The sequence below is a fragment of the Mesorhizobium sp. W016 genome (genome assembly GCF_054719485.1).
In genome coordinates this window covers 4,382,841-4,402,085 of the sequence record NZ_JBTTIF010000002.1, presented here as the reverse complement: position 1 = coordinate 4,402,085, position 19,245 = coordinate 4,382,841, and the positions used below count along the sequence as shown (strand labels likewise).

Here is a 19,245-nt window from a genome sequence, read left to right as displayed (position 1 = left end):
GCGTCTAATCGTCTCAAAGGAGATGCGGCCATGATCCAGTTACTGGAAATCTTTTGCGATGTGATGCGGATCGCGACATTTCAGTGGCATGGCGACAGGCAGCATCATGTGCAGCGCACCGAGCAAAGGCCGGCCACCCGCTGGGCGGCTCCATCGGAGCGGCATCCCTTTCGCCGCTCGCGACCCTGAGCCGACAAAGAGGCGAGTGAGTGAAGAGGATTGCGTTTGCCGGCCGAAGCTCACATCTATCGGTTTGGAAACGCAAGCTGACCCGGAAGCCGGTTTCGGGTCGCGTTCGGAAAGAGACTGCGGTGGGCGACCAGCATCGGCATGTGCATGCCGCCGGACGGACCCGGCGCGGGCGCAACTGGCCCGGTCCCTGGCGCAAAACACCCGGCCGCATTTTCGGCACGTCGCTGGTGCGCCTCTATCAACTGACGCTGTCCGGATTTGTCGGCAATTCCTGCCGGCATCTGCCGACCTGTTCCGAATACGCGCATGAGGCGATCGCCCGCCATGGTCTGTGGGCCGGCGGCTTCATGGGGCTGTTCCGCGTGCTGCGCTGCGGCCCTTTCGGTTCGCATGGCATCGATCGCGTGCCGGAGGTACTCGATCAGCGCTATGTCTGGTTCATGCCATGGCGTTATTGGCAGATCGGCAGGAAGCGCGGCGAGGCCTGACGGCGGGCGCGCTGGTCCCTGATCCAGATCGCCAGCGCGGCATTTCTTTACAATCCGGTAAGGTTAACAACGGGCTGCACAAAGACTGCGCATTTGAGTCAAAATCGAGCCAAGACACTTGGCTAAGCGCCTCCTGTTCATTCCCAGGAGAGCCCACATGCGTCGGATCGAAACCCATCCCTTCATCATTGCCGCGGTCCTCTTCCTGCTGGCCTGGTTTCTGGGATTTCCGATGCGGGCGCAATCGGCTCCGCTTGGCGATGTCGCCTGCACGCTTATCCAGGACGCGGCGAGCGGCGAGACGCTCTATCAAAGCGGCGTCTGCGACCAACGCGTCAGCCCGGCGTCGACCTTCAAGGTGCCGCTGGCGCTGATCGGCTACGACAGCGGTATCCTGAGCGATGCGCATACGCCGACCTGGGACTACAAGCCTGAATTCAGGGCCGTGAGCCGCGACCACAAAGCCGTCGACCCGACGATCTGGGAGCGCGACTCGATCGTATGGTATTCGCGCGAGATCGTGCGCCGGCTCGGCGCAAAAAGCTTTGCCGGCTACGTCTCGAAATTCGGCTACGGCAACATGGATGTCTCGGGCGATGCCGACAAGGACAACGGGCTCACGCAATCCTGGATAAATTCCTCGCTTGAGATATCGCCGGTCGAACAGACAGCCTTCCTGCGCCAGCTGCTCGCCGGCAAGATGCCGGTTTCTGCCAAGGCGCATGAGATGACCCGAGCCATCCTGCCGACTTTCCAGGCCGGCGGCTGGACGGTGCGGGGCAAGACCGGCAGCACCAGGCTGGGAAACAGCAAGGACAAGCGCGCGCTGGGCTGGTTCGTCGGCTGGGCCGAAAAGGGCGGCCGCCGGATCGTCTTCGCCCGGCTGGTCGTCGACACCAAGCCGATCGACACGCCGAAAGGCCCGGCGACACGCGCGGCGTTACTGAGGGAGTTGCCGCAACTGGTGAAGTGAACTTGCTTTAGCTTCAAGTGCTCCGGCGGGCACGAAGGATGTGGCCGCCGGAATTCCTTGTCTCCGCCTTTGGCGTCCTGGAGAAGCGGGCGGCGATGTCGCTGCTTTCCAGATCTTCGATCTCATCGAAGCCGAGCTCGCGCAGCGATTGCGCCAGTGCCGCGGGCACGAAGAAGCTGATCCAGGGCTCTCCGGCAGCGGCGACGCGCGCCGCATGGAAAGAGAGGGCAGCCTGTCCAGCCGCATCGCGGTTCTCGGCCGGCTCGCTGTAGTCGAAGACGACCTCCGAACCGGGCATGCCGGCAATCCAGGACAGGGTGCTGAAGATTGCGTCCTGGCTCAGATACGGAACGACACCCAGCCAGATGAAGAAACTGGGCTCGGTCTGCCGCAAACCGGCCGATGCCAGTTCATCCGCGGGGCGCTGGCGCTCGAAGTTGACCGGCACGAACATGGTGGCCCGCGGTTCGGCAAGACCAGCATCGGCGATGCATTTCCGTTTCCAGGCCTGTGTCGCCGGGTGATCGACTTCGAACACCGCGACATCAGGGTACGGATTGCGCAGCGAGAAAGTGTCGAGGCCGGCGCCGAGCACCACCACTTGCTGGACGCCCCGGCGCACCGCCGCAGCCAGCCAGTCCTCGGCGAGGCGGGCGCGCGCTGCCACGAACAGGCGCATGCGCCGGCTGCGCTCACCTTCCTGCTCGAGCTCCTGCACCGTCGGTGCGGCATCGCCCAGTATCGCACTCGCATATGGGTCGCGAAACAGCGCCGCCTGCTGCGAGAACTGGTGGAGGGCCCGCATCCGCGCGACGCCCAAGGCGGTTCGGCTGGGTTTTGCGTCTTCCATGCCGGGGATTCCAACCTCGTGTCGGGGAAATTCGCAAGCCTGTGCGACTGGCCTGCGACATCTGTCGCGCCATTTCCTGACAGCTGCGCCAACGACGGCTCTTTACCTGATGCCGCGTGGCCTCTAAAACCCGCCCGCTGCCGGATGCCTCCGGCTTCACACCACGACCACCCGCGCTCGTTTGCGGGACTGGATAGGAGATACCCGATGCTGAATTCCGTTTCCCTGACATTTCCCGATGGCTCCGTCCGCGACTATGACGCGGCGATGACCGGTGCGGGCCTCGCCGAATCGATCTCGAAGTCGCTGGCCAAGAAGGCTGTCGCCTATGCCATCGACGGCACCGTTCGCGATCTTTCCGACCCGCTTGGCAAGTCCGGCAAGGTCGAGATCATCACCCGCAGCGATCCGCGCGCGCTGGAGCTCATCCGTCATGATGCAGCACACGTGCTGGCGGAGGCCGTGCAGGAACTGTGGCCGGGAACGCAAGTGACCATCGGGCCGGTGATCGAGAACGGATTCTATTACGACTTCGCCCGCAACGAGCCGTTCACGCCTGACGATTTCCCGGTGATCGAAAAGAAGATGCGCGAGATCATTGCGCGCAACAAGCCGTTCACCAAGGAAGTCTGGTCGCGCGAGAAGGCGAAAAAGGTCTTTGCCGAGAAGGGCGAGCGCTACAAGCTCGAGCTGATCGACGCCATTCCCGAAGACCAGGATCTCAAGATCTATTCCCAGGGTGACTGGTTCGACCTCTGCCGCGGCCCACACATGGCCTCCACCGGGCAGATCGGCAACGCCTTCAAGCTGATGAAGGTGGCCGGCGCCTATTGGCGTGGCGATTCGAACAACCCCATGCTGACCCGCATCTACGGCACGGCCTGGGCCGAGCAAGCTGAACTCGACGCCTACCAGACGATGCTGGAAGAGGCAGAGAAGCGCGACCACCGCAAACTCGGCCGCGAGATGGACCTGTTCCATTTCCAGGAAGAGGGGCCGGGCGTCGTCTTCTGGCACGCCAAGGGCTGGAAGATGTTCCAGAATCTGGTCAACTACATGCGCCGCCGCCTCGACGAGCAGGGCTACCAGGAGGTCAACGCACCGCAGGTTCTCGACAAGAGCCTGTGGGAGACGTCGGGCCACTGGGGCTGGTATCGCGATGCCATGTTCAAGGTGACGGTGGCCGGCGACGACACCGACGACGACCGCGTGTTCGCGCTGAAGCCGATGAATTGTCCGGGCCACGTGCAGATATTCAAGCATGGGTTGAAATCCTATCGCGATCTGCCCGTAAAGCTTGCGGAATTCGGCAATGTGCATCGTTACGAACCGTCCGGCGCCTTGCACGGGCTGATGCGCGTGCGCGGCTTCACGCAGGACGATGCGCACATCTTCTGCACCGAGGAACAGCTGGCCGCGGAGTGCCTGCGCATCAACGATCTAATCCTGTCGACCTACGCCGATTTCGGCTTCGACGATGTCAGCGTGAAGCTGTCGACGCGGCCGGATAAGCGCGTCGGCACCGACGAGGCCTGGGATCATGCCGAGGCGATCATGGGCAACGTGCTGGATACAATCAGGACGCGCTCGGGAAACCGCATCAAGACCTCGATCAATCCGGGCGAGGGCGCTTTCTACGGGCCGAAATTCGAATATGTGCTGAAGGACGCCATCGGCCGCGAATGGCAGTGCGGCACCACGCAGGTCGACTTCAATCTGCCGGAACGCTTTGGCGCCTTCTACATCGGTTCGGATTCGGAAAAGAAGCAGCCGGTGATGGTGCATCGCGCCATCTGCGGTTCGATGGAACGCTTTCTCGGCATCCTGATCGAGCATTATTCCGGTCATTTCCCGCTGTGGTTCGCGCCGCTGCAGGTGGTTGTGGCGACGATCACCTCGGATGCTGACGACTATGCGCGAAAGGTCGTCGCACAGTTGAAGGCGGCAGGACTTTTGGCCGAACCGGATCTGCGCAACGAGAAGATCAACTACAAGGTGCGTGAGCATTCGCTGGCCAAGGTTCCTGTGATCCTCGTATGCGGCAAGCGCGAGGCGGAAGAGGAGACGGTCAACATCCGCCGGCTCGGCTCGCGCGATCAGGAATCGCTCAAGCTGGCCGACGCGCTGAAGCTGCTTTCCGACGAGGCTGTTTCGCCCGACCGAAGGCGCAGCGCGGCCTGAGCAATCAATATTTCGGAGAAATGGCGGTGGAGCGATCCACCGCCATTTTCACATGCCTGTCACGCCAACCTTGTAACGAGCCCCCATGCTCAAGCTGAAGATACGGGAAAGGCCGTTTCCCGAACTCTCCTACGCCAATGCGAGCCAGCCGGCGCTGACGCGCTGGTTCATCCATTCCATTGAAGGTCTGTCGGGGCGCGACCGGTATGCCGCGCTCTATGATTTCTGGCGCCGCCAGGTGGCGCCGACCGGCGAGCGCGTGTTCAGCCGCATGCTGGAGCTGATCGACGTCAAGGTGCGCAGCACCGATCGGTGGCCGCCGGCGGGGCTGCCGGACACGCCGCTGGTGATCGTAGCCAACCACCCGTTCGGCATTGGCGACGGCATTGCCGTGCTGTCGCTCGTCGAGCAGCTCGGGCGTCCGTTCCGCGTCATGATCCACAAGGATCTGCTGAAGATCCGCGAGATGGAACCGTATTCGCTGCCGATCGACTTTTCCGAGACCAAGGACGCGGTGAAGAACAACTTGGCGGTACGCCACGAGGCGGTGCGGCTGCTCAGGGAGGGCGTCACCATCGTGGTATTTCCGGCCGGCGGCGTCGCCACCGCGCCGAAAGGCTTTGGCCGGGCGCGCGACCTGCCGTGGAAGATGTTTCCGGCGCGCCTCGTGCAGGACGCCAAGGCGTCGGTGGTGCCGATGCATTTTTCAGGTCAGAACGGCCGGCTGTTCCATCTGGTCAGCGGTCCGATGAACATGGCCGAGCGCGAAGGAAGGCTGGCGAAATTCGTCGGCAAGGCGTCGCTGACGTTGCGCCTTTCAATGCTCATCCGCGAATTTGCGCGGCTGTCCGGCAAGGCGATCGACGTGCGCGTCGGCGATGTGCTGAGCTGGGATGAGTTGGAGCCATTGCGCGACCGCGAGACGCTGCTCGACCGTCTTCATCGCGGTGTCTTCGACCTAGCGCCCGACGCGCCGCGCGGCCGGGTCCACTTCCTGAAGCGCCGCCTGTGCAAGGCCGCCTGACGTAGCCCTGAACTACCACTTCAACTGAGCAGCCAAACCGATGCCAATGGGCGCGCCGGTCAGTCGGCGCCTTCCTCCGGATCGATCGCAGAGGCATCAGTGGCCAGCACCTCGATCTCCTGGTTCTGCCCAGCGACCACGGTGAAATCCTTCTGGTAGATGCGGTCGCGGTTCTTGGCGATGATGGTGTATTGGCCTTCGGCCAGCACCATCGAGGCGAAGGCGCCGACGGCCTCCTTGATCGGATCGCCGGATTCGTTGAGCAGCGACCAGGATGTATCGGCGATAGCCTCGCCGCCGGTCTCGCGCACCAGCTTCATGGTCTCCTCCGCCGCGCGATGCTCGACGGTGGCTTCGGTCAGCTTGCCGGCTTCGACACGGATGTCGGAGCGAATGACGGCATTGACCGCGCCATAGGTGGAGACGACATGATAAACGCCGGCGTTGAGCCGCACGACGCTGTTGGGCTCCACATCGGGAATGATCAAAGCGCGGTCGCCATTGGCCTCGGCGGTGCCCTCGTAAATGGAGAAGCGCAGTTTTTTCGGCGGAATACGCACGCCGCCCGACAGCACCGCGTCGAGCTTGAGGCCGCCGGCATCGAGCACCAGGCTTTCGCGCCTGGCGTCCTTGCCGACGGTGATGCGCTTGGTGGCGCCGGCGCGTCCGTAGGAGGCGTGGACCAGATAGCTGCCGGGCTCGAGCTGGAACACAGCGCTGCCGCCATGCGCGGAAGCCACCATCGGCAGCTTGCCGTCGCCGGCGGCCTCGGGCTTGAAGACGCGCCAGACGATGCCGCGCGTGATGTCGGCGCCCTTGTCGGTCAACTGCGCCGACAGCGTTATGGCGCCGCCGCCACTGAGCGCCAGCGGCGTCTCGCCCTTGGGCGTCGCATAGCTCGAAATATCGGGAAGTTTCAGATTGCCGATGCCGTCGGCATTCTGCGCCATGGCCATTGACGCCGGCGCAAACAGCGCTACGGCGAGCCAAATCAGGAAAAGGCGCGATGTCCCCTCAAACATGCCTTGCGTTGAAGCCCAAGGCGGTGGCAATTTCAAGGCTTAAGAGTCCGACCGCCTTGGCAACAGGTTCTTTCGTCCGGCGCGCCCGCGCCAATGCCCGAGCCGCCCCGATCCGCAATGGCGCGCTTCAGCTCAAAATCGAGTGCTTTAGGAGACCTGGCCCCCATGGCGTCGCCGATCATCGACTTCCTGCTGACCCGAAACTCCGCACCGATTCCTGAATTGAAGGAACCGGCGCCCAGCGATGGCGATATCGCGACCATGATCGCGGCTGCAAGCCGGGTGCCCGATCACGGCCGGCTGGAGCCGTGGCGCTTCATCCTTTATCGCGGCGAGGCGCGCGTCGAGATCGGCAGGAAGCTGGCGGCGCTCGCCGAACAGCGCGAAGGACCGCTGCCGGAAAACCGCCGCAACCAGGAGCTTGCGCGGTTTTCCCGCGCGCCGCTGGTGATCGGCGTGGTGTCGGTTCCGAAGGACAATCCAAAAATCCCGCAATGGGAAATGTTCCTGTCCGGCGGCATGGCGGCGCTGAACCTGATGATCGCGGCCAACGCGCTGGGCTATGGCACCAACATGATCAGCAACTGGTATTCCGACGTCGCGGAGGGCAGGGCGATCCTGGGGCTGGCGCCGCAGGAGCGCGTCGTCGGCTTCATCCATGTCGGCTCCTACCAGGGCCCGGCGCCGGAACGGCCGCGGCCCGATCCGGCAAAGCTCTATGCCGATTATACTGGGCCGTGGAACGGCTGACACCCGAAAGCGATTCCCCTTTATTTAAACACAGGCTAAGACAGCGGCTTCGGCGATGCGTTGGGGGTTGGCGCATCGACCATGGGGATTGGGGGTCGCTGGCGACATGAACAAACGAGACTCGCTGCGAACCCGGCTGCGCTATGGGTTCGACAAGAGCATGGCCGCCGGCCCGATCGCGCTGATCGGCTGGCTCGCCGTTGCTTCGCTGCTGATCATCATTGCCTCCGCGGCTTTCCTTGCGGTGACCCGCATCGCGCCGGAGGGCGGCGAACCGCTGAACTTCTTCGAAGCGTTCTGGGAATCGCTGATGCGCACGCTCGATTCCGGCACGATGGGCGGCGACACCGGCTGGGCCTTTCGTCTCGTCATGCTGTTTGTCACGCTTGCCGGCATCTTCGTTGTGTCGGCCCTCATCGGCGTGCTCAGCGCCGGCGTCGACAGCAAGCTCGATGAATTGCGCAAGGGTCGTTCGCGGGTGCTGGAGAGCGACCACACCATCATCCTCAACTGGTCGCCGTCGGTCTTCGACGTCATCTCCGAACTCGTCATTGCCAATGCCAGCCGCCGCCATCCGCGCATTGTCGTCATGGCCAACATAGACAAGGTCACGATGGAGGACGAGATCGCCGCCAAGGTCGGCAGGTTGGGCAACACACGCATCATCTGCCGCAGCGGCGACCCGACCGACCTCTACGATCTGGCCATCGTCAACCCGCAGACCTCGCGCTCCATCATCGTGCTGTCGCCGGACGGCGACGATCCGGATTCGCAGGTCATCAAGACGGTGCTGGCGCTGGCCAACGACCCGAACCGGCGCACCGCGCCCTATAACATCGCCGCCGAGATCCGCGACGGAAAGAACGCCGAGGTCGCCCGCGTCGTCGGCGGGGCCGAGGTACAGCTTGTCCTGGCCGACCAGCTGATCTCGCGCATCGTCGTGCATTCGAGCCGGCAGTCGGGTCTCAGCGGCGTTTATTCGGAGCTGCTCGATTTCGACGGCTGCGAAATCTACACGACCGAGCAGCCTGATCTCACCGGCAAGACCTTCGGCGAGGCAGTGATGGCGTATGAGCATTGCACGCTGATCGGGCTCTGCGACCAGCAGGGGCGCGTCAATCTCAACCCGCCGTCGGAGCTGGTAATCGGCAAGGACATGCGCGCCATCATCATTGCCGAGGACGATGCCGCCATCAAGCTGGGAAGCGCCGGAGCCAAGATCGATGCCGCGGCGATTCTTCGCCATCAGCCCATCGAGGCGAAGCCGGAGCGCACGCTGATCCTTGGCTGGAACCGGCGCGGTCCGATCATAACCTATGAACTGTCGCGCTATGTCGCGCCTGGTTCGATCCTGACCATCGCCGCCGATACGCCAGGCCTCGAGCAGGAAGTTGCCGGGCTGCCGGTCGTCGGCGACAATCTGTCGGTTTCCTGCCGGATCACCGACACGTCGAGCAGCACAGCACTGGCAAGCCTGGACGTGCCTTCCTACGACCACGTGCTCGTCCTCGGCTACAGCGAGACCATGGCAGCGCAGCCCGCCGATACGCGCACGCTGGTGACGCTGTTGCATCTGCGCAAAATCGCAGACGATGCCGGCACGCATATCTCGATTGTCAGCGAAATGATCGACGTGCGCAACCGCGAGTTGGCGGCGGTGACCAAGGCCGATGACTTCGTCGTCAGCAACCGGCTGGTCAGCCTGATGCTGGCGCAGGCATCGGAGAACCAGCATCTCGCCGCGATCTTCGATGACCTGCTCGACGAGGAGGGCTCCGAAATTTACATGCGTCCGGTCGGCGACTATGTCGCCATCGACCAGCCGGTGACGTTCTGGACGATCGCGGAATTGGCGCGGTTGCGCGGAGAGATCGCCATCGGGCACCGGCGCGTTCGCGCCGCGCAGAGTGATGAGCGGGCGCTGGGCGGCGTCACCGTCAACCCGTTGAAGTCGCAAGCGCTGGCCTACCTGCCTGAGGACCGGGTCATCGTGCTGGCGCGGGACTAAACCCCGACTGCCTTGGCGCGAGCCAGAAGCCGTTCGGCGAGCCTGAGATGCGGCCGGTCATACATCTTGCCGTCAATGCCGACCACGCCGGGATTTCCGGCCGCCTCGAAGGCGGAGACGATGGCCTGCGAGCGTTGCACTGCCTGCGCCGATGGCGTGAAGGCGGCGTTGATGACCGGCACTTGCGCCGGATGGATCGCCATCTTGCCGGCAAAGCCGTCACGCTCGGCCTCCGTGCATTCGGCTTCGAAGGTGGCCATGTCGCGAAAGCCGGGGAAGACTGTGTCGATCGCCGCGACTTCGGCTGCGCCGGCGGCAAGGATGGTCATCGTGCGGGCGAAGCGGAAGACATCGGTGTAGCGGCCGTTCTCGTCGCGCGACGCGCGCGCGCCGATCGCCGCCGACAGATCCTCAGCGCCCCAGGTGAGGCCGGCAAGCCGGGCGCTTGCCCCGGTGTAGGTCGCGGCCGCCAGCACGCCGGCAGCGGTCTCGGTGATGATCGGCAGGATTTTTATGCCGCCATCCGGCAATCCGTTTTCGGCCTCATGTACGCGGAGCTTTACGGATAGCTGCTGGACATCCTGGCCGCTGTTCGACTTCGGCAGCATGATGCCGTCGGGTTTGACCGGAACCAGGGCGGCCAGATCATCGTCGGTCAACCCGGTCGATAGGCCGTTGACTCTGATATAGATGGCGGAGCTTGTCTGCTGCCGGTTGCCGCCGATAAAGCGTGCCGCGATGTCGCGTGCCGACGCCTTGTTTTGTGGCGCCACGGAATCCTCGAGATCGACGATGACCACGTCGGCGCCGGCGCCAAAGCCTTTGTCCAGCTTCTTTTCGGAATCGCCGGGCACAAACAGCAGCGAGCGCATCAGGCCGCCTTTTTCATCATCATCGCCTGGCGCGTGCATTTGGCGACGAGCACATCATTCTGATTGTAGGCGCGATGCTCGAACTCGACGATGCCGCGGTCCGGCTTGGATTTCGATTCCCTGACCGAGATCACAGTCGTTTCGACACGGATGGTGTCGCCATGGAAGACCGGGTGCGGAAACACCGTCTCCCTCATGCCGAGATTGGCAATTGTGGTGCCGACGGTGATGTCATTGACGGAAATGCCGATCATCAGGCCGAGCGTGAACAGCGAATTGACCAGCGGTCTGCCCCATTCGCTCTTGGCGGCGAAGTCGAAGTCGATGTGCAGCGGCTGCGGGTTCAGCGTCATCACCGAGAACAGCATGTTATCGCTTTCGGTGACGGTCTTGCGCAGCGTGTGCCGAAAGACATGTCCGACGACGAACTCTTCGAGATAAAGCCCGGGCATCGTTTTTCTCCTCCGCTGCCTGACGGTTGATAGGCGCTGCCCATGCCACCCGCAAGCCAGTTAATAAACATGGTGAACCGTTCGTAAACCATTTCTGCCTAGGGTCATTCCTGGGGCCGGAAGCTTTCCGGCAAGGGGCGTAGCAGGCAGTATGGTTGTCTCGCATTTTCTCAAATGGATCTACACCGCGAGAGTTTCGGAGCGCGCCGCGGCGGCGAGCGCGCTGGCCCGCGCCTACGTCAATTCCGACCTGCCTTTCGAAGACCGTTGCGCGGCCGAAGCGGCGCTGACGCTGCTGCTCGACGACGCCTCGTCGAAGGTGCGGCTGGCTATGGCCGAAGCGCTGTCGATGAGCCATCACGCGCCGCTGCAGATCATCAGCGCGCTTGCCTCCGATCAGCCGGAAGTGGCAGCCCTGGTGCTGGCGCGCTCCCCGCTGCTGACGGACGCCGACCTGATCGACCGCGTCGCGGCCGGTCACAAGGCGACGCAAAAACTGATCGCCGACCGGCCGGTCGTTTCGATGGCGGTTGCCGCGGCAATCGCCGAGATCGGCGAACCGGAAGCGTGTGCGGCGCTGCTCGCCAATGACGGCGCCGATATCGCGTCGCTCAGCTTCCGCCGCATGGCCGAGCGGCATGGCCATATCGCTCATTTGCGCGAGGCAATGGTCACGGATGTGCGGCTGCCGGCCGACTGCCGGCACATGCTACTGGTCAAGCTCGGCGAAACGCTGAAGGCTTCGCCGCTGGTGATGGCGCTGATGGGGGCGGCCAGAGCCGAGCGCGTCACGCGCGATGCTTGCGTCAAGGCTTCGGTGCGGCTGGTCGAAGGCACGCGCGCGGAGGAACATGCGGCACTCATCGAACATCTGCGCCTGCGCGGCGACCTGACCGCAAGTTTCATCATCCGTGCCATTGCCCACGGCAAGGTCGACTTTTTCGGCTCGGCCCTGGTCGCGCTCAGCCAGCAGTCGGAGCAGCGGGTGCGGGCCTTGCTCGCCGGCGGGCAGGACGTTGCGTTGCAGGCGCTGTTCCGCAGCGCCGGCCTTGCCGCTTCCACCCATGGCATCATCCTGCGCGCGCTCAAGATCTGGCGCGAAGTCGCCAACGGCAAGCGCCTCGCCGGCGTGCAGGAAGTCAGCTGGCTGATGCTGAAGGAACTCGGAGGTCAATCCACTGAGGGCGATCTCGCCGGCCTGGTCAAGTCGATCCATCTCGACGCGCTGCGGGAAAACGCGCGCGGGCATGCGCTGGCGATAGCCGCGGCCTGACGCCCTAGCCACGGTCCCTGGTGAAGAAATCCGGGAAATCCTCGATCGCGGCGGCGATGATGCGCAGCGAGGCTGCGATCTGCAGCGTGTCGGCACTACCGCTGCGCTCTGAGAGGCCGGCTGCATATTGCCGGGCCACAGTGATGGTCGCCGTCTGGGGCTCGCCTGGTGCGCGAAAGAGCAGTTCACGCGCCAAGCCGCGCAGGAAATTGGCGATCGAGAGCGCGGTGTCGGAAGGAGTGGACGGGCTCTGCTGCGCGGCGCGCAGACGCAGAATTTCAAGGCCGACGGTAACGGCGGCGACCCCGCCGCCCAGAATCGCATCGCCTTTCCTGCCGGCATTTTGCAAGAGCGGCATCAGCTGGTTGATGCGGTCATAGGCCAGACTCTCGAAGGCCGAACGCCGCGGCACCCGCTCATGCAGGCATAGCCGCGCCAGATCCTCGCGCATGGCGCGCACGATGCGGTTGGCCGCGCGCCATGGATCCACCGGCAGCACCACGATGAAGACGCAGATAGCCAGCAGGATGCCGACCAGCACCGACGCCGAGCCGGCGAAGAACGGGCCTGGGGCATAGGTCATCGCCTGATGCGGGCTGAGGAAGGCGAGGAAATTGATTGCAAAGGCCGTCGCCACGCCGACGGTGCGCGGATTGGCCATGCCCAGCGCCGTCGGTACCAGGATCGGCACGACAAACAGCGTGAACCAGCCGAAGCCGGGCAAAGCAGGCAGCGCGACCTGGCCAACAAGGAAGGCAAAGGGCAAAGCCAGCAGCGTACCCTTGAAGAAGCCCCAGGACACCCGCACCGGGTCAGGCCGCGCGGCGAAAAGACTGGAGACGACCGCAACGAGGATAACGGTGCCGGCCGCGTCGGACCATTTCGTCGTCAGCCAGAAGGCGGCGACCGCCAGCGTGGCAAGGGCGGCGCGTATGGCATTGCGCGAAGCCCCGGGATAATCGCGATGCACCACCAGCGCAGGCAGCTGCATGTTGCTCCGGCTCGGGCGCGTCACCGGTGCGCGCAGGGCGTCGAGGCCGCGCAGCACCTGCTTGAAGGCTTCGGCGAAATCGGCGGCGATGGTGAGGCGCGTGATGGTGCCGACCCTGTCGTCGCCCTGATCGGTCGAGGCGTCGGGCATTTGCCGGGCCTTGCCGGCAATCGCGTCGAGCCGCGTCACCCAGGGCGACGTGTCCTCCAGCGCCTCGGGCGTGGCTGCCAGTTCGCTGACCAGCGACTGCAGTTCCGAGCGCACCGGAATGAGCGCTGCGTTTTTCGGCGCGGCGTGAGAATGCAGCGCGCGTGCCGCCGACAGCGCCGACAGAAGCTGACCGATGGTGAGGCGGACCGGATGGGCGCGGGTGGCGAAGCTCGGGGCTTCGAGCCGGGCATAGGTGCGCATCTCGGCCAGCATCTGGGCGTCCGTGATCAGCTTGCCGTGCAGGCCGGCCAGTCTCGCCGGGTCGCCGCCGGAAAAAGCGCCGCCCGCATAGTTTGCAAGGTCGAGGATGCTGCGCTTCAGCCTGGAGATGATGGCGTCAGCGGCCAGCTTGGGCAGGATCAGCCGGCTGGTCAGGCCGGCGCAGACGATGCCGAGCACGATCTCGGCGCAGCGCGCGACAGCGAGATCGACGATCACATGCGGCTGGCCGAAAGCCGGCAGCCCAATGATCATCGCGGTATAGCCGGCAAGTGCGGCGCCATAGGCTTCCGGATTGCGCAGCAGCGACGAAACCAGCGTGCACAGCCCAATCCAGACGGATAGCGCCGTGACCAGCAGCCAGGGATTGGTGCCGAAAACCGAGGTGATGCCGATCGCCGCAAGTCCACCGGCCAGCGTGCCGAGCAGCCGGTAAAAACCTTTCGCCAGCACCATGCCGGCGACCGGCTGGGCGACGATGAAGACCGTCATCATCGCCCATTGCGGGTGGTCGAGTTTTAGCGCGTAAGCAGCGAGAAGCGCGATCAGACCGGCCGAAACCGTGCGCAGGGCGAAAATCCAATCCGAGCGCGTCGGCTGCGTCAGGCCCGCCAAACTAGTTTCGAAGTAGCTCTTCAGCCGCGCCCAGATCACAAGCTGGTCTCCGTATCGGAAGCGCAGGCTAGAGCAGTTCCAGGAAAAGTGTGAAACGGTTTTCCGCCCGGAACTGCGTCAAACGAAGAGTTGGCCGGCGCTCAGATATCCAGCACTTCCGTCGCGGCGAATTCGGCGCGTTCCTGGATGAAGCGGAAGCGGGCTTCCGGCTTGGTGCCCATCAGCGCGTCGACAGCATCCTTGGTCGCGGCCACGGCGTCGATAACATCGACCCTGAGCAGCGTGCGCTTCCTCGGGTCCATGGTGGTTTCCTTGAGCTGCGCGGCCATCATCTCGCCCAGGCCCTTGAAGCGGCCGATCTCGACCTTGGCGCGGCCGGTGAATTCGGTGCGCAACAGCTCGTCCTTATGCGCATCGTCCCTGGCATAGGCAACCTTGCCGCCTTGCCGGATCGAATAGAGCGGCGGCACCGCCAGATAGAGATGGCCGCCATTCACCAGGTTCGGCATTTCCTGGTAGAAGAAGGTGATCAGCAGCGAGGCTATGTGAGCGCCGTCGACGTCGGCGTCGGTCATGATGATCACGCGGTCGTAGCGCAAATCCTCGTCGCGGTATTTCGAGCGCGTGCCGCAACCGAGCGCCTGAATCAGGTCCGATATCTGCTGGTTGGCGGCGAGCTTGTCGTTGCCGGCGCTGGCGACGTTGAGGATTTTTCCGCGCAGCGGCAGCACCGCCTGGCTCGCACGGTCGCGCGCCTGCTTGGCCGAGCCGCCGGCCGAGTCGCCTTCGACGATGAACAGTTCGGCGCCCGCGGCGGCGTTCTGCGTGCAGTCGGCGAGCTTGCCGGGAAGGCGCAGCTTGCGCACCGCGCTCTTGCGCGACACTTCCTTTTCCTGGCGCCGGCGCACCCGCTCGTCGGCGCGCGCAATCACCCATTCCAGCAGCTTGGAGGCTTCCTGCGGATTGTCGGCCAGCCAGTGGTCGAAGGGATCGCGGATGGCGGTCTCGACAATGCGAATGGCTTCGATCGTTGCCAGCCTGTCCTTGGTCTGGCCGACGAATTCCGGCTCGCGGATGAAAACCGACAGCATGCCGGCCGCCGAGATCATAACGTCTTCGGAGGTGACGATCGAGGCGCGCTTGTTGCCGACCAAGTCGGCATAGGCCCGAAGCCCGCGCGTCAGCACATTGCGAAAGCCGGCCTCATGCGTGCCGCCTTCGCCGGTCGGGATGGTGTTGCAGTAGGAGTTGACGAAGCCGTCACCGCCGAACCAGGTCACCGCCCATTCCAGCGAGCCGTGGCCGCCCTGTTTTTCGCTCTTGCCGGCGAAGATCTCGCGGGTCACCTGGAAGTCGTCGCCAAGCGATGCCTTGAGATAGTCCTTCAAGCCGCCGGGGAAATGGAACTCCGCCTTGGCGGGCGTCTGGTCCTTTTCCTTGATCAGCGATGGGTCGCAGCTCCAGCGGATCTCGACGCCGCCGAACAGATAGGCTTTCGAGCGGGTCATGCGATAGAGCCGCGCCGGCTCGAAGGCGGCGCCCTTGCCGAAAATCTGCTCGTCGGGATGGAAGCGGATTTTGGTGCCGCGCCGGTTGTGCACTTCGCCGAGCTGCTCCAGCCCGCTCACCGGAACGCCGCGCGAGAACCTTTGGCGGTAAAGCTGGCGACCGCGCGCGACTTCGACTTCGAGATGGTCCGACAGCGCATTGACGACCGAGACGCCGACACCGTGCAGACCGCCGGAGGTCTCATAGACCTTGCTATCGAACTTGCCGCCCGAATGCAGCGTCGTCATGATGACTTCGAGCGCCGGTTTCTTGAATTTCGGATGCGGATCGACCGGAATGCCGCGGCCATTGTCGGTGACGGTCAGAAATCCGTCGGCCGACAGCTCGACATCGATGAAGGTGGCATGGCCGGCGACCGCCTCGTCCATCGAATTATCGATGACCTCGGCAAACAGATGGTGCATCGCCTTGTCGTCGGTGCCGCCAATATACATGCCGGGACGGCGCCGCACCGGCTCCAGCCCCTCCAGCACCTCGATGTCGGCGGCGCTATAGCCCTCGCTGCCGTCCTTGGTCGCGGCAGGACGCTTCGTGGCCTGCACCAGCGGGTCGGCCGGGCGCGAAGGTGTCCGAGCCAGTTGGGGCTGCTTTTCCAGATTGCCGAAAAGATCGTTGTTGTCGTCCATGCCTACCATAGAATCCGTGCCGCGAATCACCCGTCGATACTGCCACGCTTTTCGGCGCCAAGCGACGGAAGTTCCTGTTACGTTCGGGGATTAAACCCTTCTTATCCTAAAACCTTTCGATAACCAAGCCGGCGGAATAGGTCCGTGCGGAGCGGCCGCGATTCCTGAATCTTTAACAAAGCGGCCTAGCGTCGCTCCAACAAAACAAAAGACCACGAATGTCAGGGGTTGGTTGTGAGGGGCAAGGCCATAACGATGATTGGCATCGCTGCCGTCTTCGGCGCGATTTCAATCTTTGCCGCGGATTTCTGGGTGAAAAGCCAGGCCAAGGCCGATGCCGAAGAGAAAACGGCGTCGATCCCGGCGCCCGCCGTCCCCAAGGTCGTCTTCAAGACCATAGTGGTGGCCAACGCGCCGCTGCGTTACGGCATGGAGCTTGACCGGGCGCAGCTCAGCGAAATCCCATGGTCCGAGGATTCGGTGCCGCAGGGCGCGTTCACCACAGTCAATGCATTGCTCGCCGAAGGCAGCCGCGTGGTATTGTCGCCGATCGAGGTCAACGAGCCGGTGCTGATCAGCAAATTGTCGGGGCCGAACGGCCGCGCGACGCTATCAAACATGATGACGCCCGGCATGCGGGCGGTGACAATCCGCACCGACGAGATCGCCGGTGTCGGCGGCTTCGTCATGCCGGGCGACCGGGTCGACGTGGTGCTGACACGCGATGCGGGCGAAATCCAGGAAGTGGCCAAGAACGCGCAGGGCGCTGCCGGATCGACCGTTACCTCCGAGATCGTCGTCTCCGACGCCAAGGTGCTGACCGTGGGGCAGGGCGCCGACGAGCGCCAGACCACACCGCAGATCGCCAATTCCGTCACCATCGAGGTGACGACCGAAGGCGCGCAGAAAGTGGCGCTTGCCCGCACCGTCGGCACCTTGTCGCTGTCGCTCCGCTCGGCCGCAGACGGAGGGGCCGCCAAGGACGGCGTCACCACCATCTCGTCCTTCGGCGGATCGGTCGCCTCCGGCGTCCAGGCCGCTGCCGGCGCGCTGTTCACTGCCGCGACCAAGGAGCCTGAGAAGCCGAAATTCAAGACGATCATCGTGACGCGCGGCACGCAGGTCGAAGAATACCAGGTTCCTGCGCGGGACCAGCAATAACTGCCGGTGGGGACCGGGCGAGGGACGGGACAGATGTCGGGACTTCATGCATTTCGAACGACGAAAGGGCTGCGCCCAATGCGGGCGCTTGCGGTGGGGGCTTGCCTGGCCGCGGCCGCAATGCTCGGCCTCAGTGCGCCAGCCAAGGCCGACAACGATATCGTCCATGTCTCGTCGACAACGAATGCGTCGATCAAGGTAGCCAAGGGCAAGCCGAAGACGGTCATGACCAATGCCGCCTTCTACCAGATCGTCATCGGCGATCCGGAGATCGCCAACGTCAATCCGCTGACCGACAAATCCTTCTATGTGCTGGGCAACAATCTCGGCACCACCGGCATCGCGCTGTTCGACGAGAACAAGCAGTTGGTCGGCACCGTCGACATCGAGGTGACGCTGGACACCGACCAGCTGGCCAGCACCATTCGCGCCAGCGTGCCGGACGCCAAGATCAAGGTCGGCTCGGCCAATGGCCGCGTCGTGCTGTCGGGCGAGGCCGATGACGCGGTCGCCGCCGAGAAGGCAAGCAAGATCGCCAGCCGCTTCTCCGGCAATGAAGAAGTGATCAATTCGGTCAACATCTCGTCCTCGCAGCAGGTTCAGCTCAACGTCCGCTTCGTCGAGATCAATCGCCAGGCCGGACAGGATCTCGGCGCCAAATACAGCGCCAATTTCGCTTACGGCATTGGCGGGCGCGACGTCACCCTCGAGCCGGGCTCGGTGCCGGGAGCCGGCAATGGCGAGATCATCGGCCGGCTGCTGTCCAACGGCCTGTCGATCGACGTCGCCATCAAGGCGCTGGAGGAACGTGGTCTCGCCAGGCGGCTGGCCGAGCCGAACCTGATCGCCCGCTCGGGCCAGACGGCAAGCTTCCTCGCCGGCGGCGAGTTCCCGATCCCGGTCTCCGAGGACAATGGCAAGATTTCCGTCAGCTACAAGAAATACGGCGTCAGCCTCGACTTCACGCCGACGGTTCTCAAGGACGGGCTGGTGAGCCTCGACATCGCGCCGGAAGTGTCCTCGATCGACGCTTCGGCCTCCTACAATATCGGCAATATCTCGGTCCCGGGCTTTATCGTGCGCCGCGCCAAAACATCCGTCGACCTGAAGAATGGCCAGAGCTTCATGATCGCCGGCCTGCTGCAGTCACAGAACGACATTACCACATCGCGTCTTCCCGGCCTCGGCAAGCTGCCGGTGCTCGGCTCGCTGTTCTCCTCCAAATCCTATCAGCGGCGCGAGACCGATCTGGTGATCATCGTCACCCCCTATCTGGTCAAGCCGGTTGATCCGTCGAAGAAGCTGCTCGAGCCGACCGACGGCACGCAGCCGGCCAGCAATGTCGACTATTTCCTCAACAACACCGAGGAAGTGAAATCGTCCGAAGCCAATCGTGCAGTGGCAATGGCCAGCGGCAGTACGGCACAGCCGGCCGCGGTCACCACCGTCGGGCATTTCCTCGACCTGCCGAAGGATTGAAGCCATGCGCGTGGAATCATGCATCGCCCTGCTGATCGCCGGCCTCGCCGGCGGCTGCACCAGCGACGACTATGTCCGCTCCGAGGGACCGACGATTGCCGCCGGCAACGCACAGGCCGCCAATACGGCCATGCAGATGGTCGATCCCTGGAAATACGGCGTCCAGAACACCAGGCTGCTGGTGCCGGCGCAGCGCAGTGAGGCGGCAGTCAACGCCGCCGACCAGGCTGCTGCTGCCAAGGCCGTGCAACCGACAGCGACAACCGATTGATTTGCCCGGTGATTTGACC

At 63.9% G+C, this 19,245-nt stretch carries 17 protein-coding genes; 11 read left to right on the top strand and 6 right to left on the bottom strand.

Going from position 1 to position 19,245, the window contains the following annotated elements; translation table 11 throughout:
- Nucleotides 1-30: 30 nt before the first annotated feature.
- From ACYG9V_RS21910 to blaOXA, 3 genes are all read left to right on the top strand, one after another.
- Nucleotides 31-189 (top strand): hypothetical protein, encoded by a 159-nt coding sequence (locus ACYG9V_RS21910; RefSeq protein WP_352765291.1) that lies wholly within the window; start codon nt 31-33, stop codon nt 187-189.
- A 122-nt stretch (nt 190-311) separates the two neighbouring features.
- A complete protein-coding gene (gene yidD, locus ACYG9V_RS21905; protein ID WP_023667617.1) occupies nt 312-680 on the top strand; it encodes a membrane protein insertion efficiency factor YidD in 369 nt (122 codons plus the stop codon).
- A gap of 157 nt (nt 681-837) precedes the next feature.
- On the top strand, nt 838-1,653 hold the full coding sequence (blaOXA, locus tag ACYG9V_RS21900) for a class D beta-lactamase (protein ID WP_352765292.1): 816 nt from the start codon (nt 838-840) through the stop codon (nt 1,651-1,653).
- A gap of 13 nt (nt 1,654-1,666) precedes the next feature.
- Here the strand turns inward: blaOXA and ACYG9V_RS21895 are convergent, their stop codons facing one another.
- On the bottom strand, nt 1,667-2,503 hold the full coding sequence (locus ACYG9V_RS21895; protein ID WP_023729878.1) for an SAM-dependent methyltransferase: 837 nt from the start codon (nt 2,501-2,503) through the stop codon (nt 1,667-1,669).
- A 207-nt stretch (nt 2,504-2,710) separates the two neighbouring features.
- Here ACYG9V_RS21895 and thrS point away from each other — a divergent pair, with 207 nt between their 5' ends.
- Nucleotides 2,711-4,684 carry a threonine--tRNA ligase gene (thrS, locus tag ACYG9V_RS21890; protein WP_352765293.1) on the top strand — a complete coding sequence of 658 codons (1,974 nt, stop codon included), beginning with the start codon at nt 2,711-2,713 and terminating at the stop codon, nt 4,682-4,684.
- A gap of 85 nt (nt 4,685-4,769) precedes the next feature.
- Complete coding sequence (locus tag ACYG9V_RS21885) at nt 4,770-5,708, top strand: lysophospholipid acyltransferase family protein (protein ID WP_352765294.1); 939 nt, start codon at nt 4,770-4,772, stop codon at nt 5,706-5,708.
- Nucleotides 5,709-5,767: 59 nt separating this feature from the next.
- Here the strand turns inward: ACYG9V_RS21885 and ACYG9V_RS21880 are convergent, their stop codons facing one another.
- Nucleotides 5,768-6,730: a hypothetical protein gene (locus ACYG9V_RS21880; RefSeq protein WP_023822991.1), complete on the bottom strand. Its 963-nt coding sequence runs from the start codon at nt 6,728-6,730 to the stop codon at nt 5,768-5,770.
- Nucleotides 6,731-6,895: 165 nt separating this feature from the next.
- Here ACYG9V_RS21880 and ACYG9V_RS21875 point away from each other — a divergent pair, with 165 nt between their 5' ends.
- Nucleotides 6,896-7,480: a nitroreductase family protein gene (locus ACYG9V_RS21875; RefSeq protein WP_023735303.1), complete on the top strand. Its 585-nt coding sequence runs from the start codon at nt 6,896-6,898 to the stop codon at nt 7,478-7,480.
- A 106-nt stretch (nt 7,481-7,586) separates the two neighbouring features.
- On the top strand, nt 7,587-9,488 hold the full coding sequence (locus ACYG9V_RS21870; protein ID WP_460222012.1) for a CASTOR/POLLUX-related putative ion channel: 1,902 nt from the start codon (nt 7,587-7,589) through the stop codon (nt 9,486-9,488).
- Here ACYG9V_RS21870 and ACYG9V_RS21865 read toward each other — a convergent pair.
- Nucleotides 9,485-10,360 (bottom strand): HpcH/HpaI aldolase/citrate lyase family protein, encoded by an 876-nt coding sequence (locus ACYG9V_RS21865; protein WP_023805319.1) that lies wholly within the window; start codon nt 10,358-10,360, stop codon nt 9,485-9,487. The two genes, ACYG9V_RS21870 and ACYG9V_RS21865, sit on opposite strands and share 4 nt — an antisense overlap.
- A complete protein-coding gene (locus ACYG9V_RS21860) occupies nt 10,360-10,872 on the bottom strand; it encodes a MaoC family dehydratase (RefSeq protein WP_460221791.1) in 513 nt (170 codons plus the stop codon). The genes ACYG9V_RS21865 and ACYG9V_RS21860 overlap by 1 nt, the downstream gene beginning before the upstream one ends.
- A 91-nt stretch (nt 10,873-10,963) precedes the next feature.
- Between ACYG9V_RS21860 and ACYG9V_RS21855 the strand changes: the two genes are divergently transcribed.
- The gene (locus ACYG9V_RS21855; protein ID WP_023681604.1) at nt 10,964-12,085 is read left to right on the top strand and encodes a DUF2336 domain-containing protein; all 1,122 of its coding nucleotides are present in this window, start codon (nt 10,964-10,966) and stop codon (nt 12,083-12,085) included.
- Nucleotides 12,086-12,089: 4 nt separating this feature from the next.
- On the opposite strand, the gene ACYG9V_RS21850 is transcribed toward ACYG9V_RS21855, so the two are convergent.
- Together ACYG9V_RS21850 and parE are read right to left on the bottom strand one after the other, a co-directional pair.
- Nucleotides 12,090-14,159: an FUSC family protein gene (locus ACYG9V_RS21850; protein WP_352765295.1), complete on the bottom strand. Its 2,070-nt coding sequence runs from the start codon at nt 14,157-14,159 to the stop codon at nt 12,090-12,092.
- A gap of 101 nt (nt 14,160-14,260) precedes the next feature.
- A complete protein-coding gene (parE, locus tag ACYG9V_RS21845) occupies nt 14,261-16,315 on the bottom strand; it encodes a DNA topoisomerase IV subunit B (protein ID WP_023688288.1) in 2,055 nt (684 codons plus the stop codon).
- A 255-nt stretch (nt 16,316-16,570) separates the two neighbouring features.
- Between parE and cpaB the strand changes: the two genes are divergently transcribed.
- The 3 genes from cpaB (at nt 16,571) to ACYG9V_RS21830 (ending at nt 19,226) form a co-directional block, all read left to right on the top strand.
- Nucleotides 16,571-17,476, top strand: coding sequence for a Flp pilus assembly protein CpaB (cpaB, locus tag ACYG9V_RS21840; protein ID WP_023688289.1), 906 nt, complete (start codon nt 16,571-16,573; stop codon nt 17,474-17,476).
- A 78-nt stretch (nt 17,477-17,554) separates the two neighbouring features.
- The gene (locus tag ACYG9V_RS21835) at nt 17,555-18,955 is read left to right on the top strand and encodes a type II and III secretion system protein family protein (RefSeq protein WP_031199029.1); all 1,401 of its coding nucleotides are present in this window, start codon (nt 17,555-17,557) and stop codon (nt 18,953-18,955) included.
- A 4-nt stretch (nt 18,956-18,959) separates the two neighbouring features.
- Nucleotides 18,960-19,226 (top strand): hypothetical protein, encoded by a 267-nt coding sequence (locus tag ACYG9V_RS21830; protein WP_023667602.1) that lies wholly within the window; start codon nt 18,960-18,962, stop codon nt 19,224-19,226.
- Nucleotides 19,227-19,245 lie beyond the last annotated feature (19 nt).

Coding starts and splice junctions, on each gene's coding strand:
- thrS (WP_352765293.1), top strand. CDS start 2,711: ATGCTGAATTCCGTTTCCCTGACATTTCCCGATGGCTCCGTCCGCGAC.
- ACYG9V_RS21855 (WP_023681604.1), top strand. CDS start 10,964: ATGGTTGTCTCGCATTTTCTCAAATGGATCTACACCGCGAGAGTTTCG.
- ACYG9V_RS21875 (WP_023735303.1), top strand. CDS start 6,896: ATGGCGTCGCCGATCATCGACTTCCTGCTGACCCGAAACTCCGCACCG.
- ACYG9V_RS21885 (WP_352765294.1), top strand. CDS start 4,770: ATGCTCAAGCTGAAGATACGGGAAAGGCCGTTTCCCGAACTCTCCTAC.
- ACYG9V_RS21865 (WP_023805319.1), bottom strand. CDS start 10,360: ATGCGCTCGCTGCTGTTTGTGCCCGGCGATTCCGAAAAGAAGCTGGAC.
- ACYG9V_RS21880 (WP_023822991.1), bottom strand. CDS start 6,730: ATGTTTGAGGGGACATCGCGCCTTTTCCTGATTTGGCTCGCCGTAGCG.
- parE (WP_023688288.1), bottom strand. CDS start 16,315: ATGGACGACAACAACGATCTTTTCGGCAATCTGGAAAAGCAGCCCCAA.
- ACYG9V_RS21835 (WP_031199029.1), top strand. CDS start 17,555: ATGCGGGCGCTTGCGGTGGGGGCTTGCCTGGCCGCGGCCGCAATGCTC.
- cpaB (WP_023688289.1), top strand. CDS start 16,571: ATGATTGGCATCGCTGCCGTCTTCGGCGCGATTTCAATCTTTGCCGCG.
- ACYG9V_RS21895 (WP_023729878.1), bottom strand. CDS start 2,503: ATGGAAGACGCAAAACCCAGCCGAACCGCCTTGGGCGTCGCGCGGATG.
- ACYG9V_RS21910 (WP_352765291.1), top strand. CDS start 31: ATGATCCAGTTACTGGAAATCTTTTGCGATGTGATGCGGATCGCGACA.
- ACYG9V_RS21830 (WP_023667602.1), top strand. CDS start 18,960: ATGCGCGTGGAATCATGCATCGCCCTGCTGATCGCCGGCCTCGCCGGC.
- ACYG9V_RS21870 (WP_460222012.1), top strand. CDS start 7,587: ATGAACAAACGAGACTCGCTGCGAACCCGGCTGCGCTATGGGTTCGAC.
- blaOXA (WP_352765292.1), top strand. CDS start 838: ATGCGTCGGATCGAAACCCATCCCTTCATCATTGCCGCGGTCCTCTTC.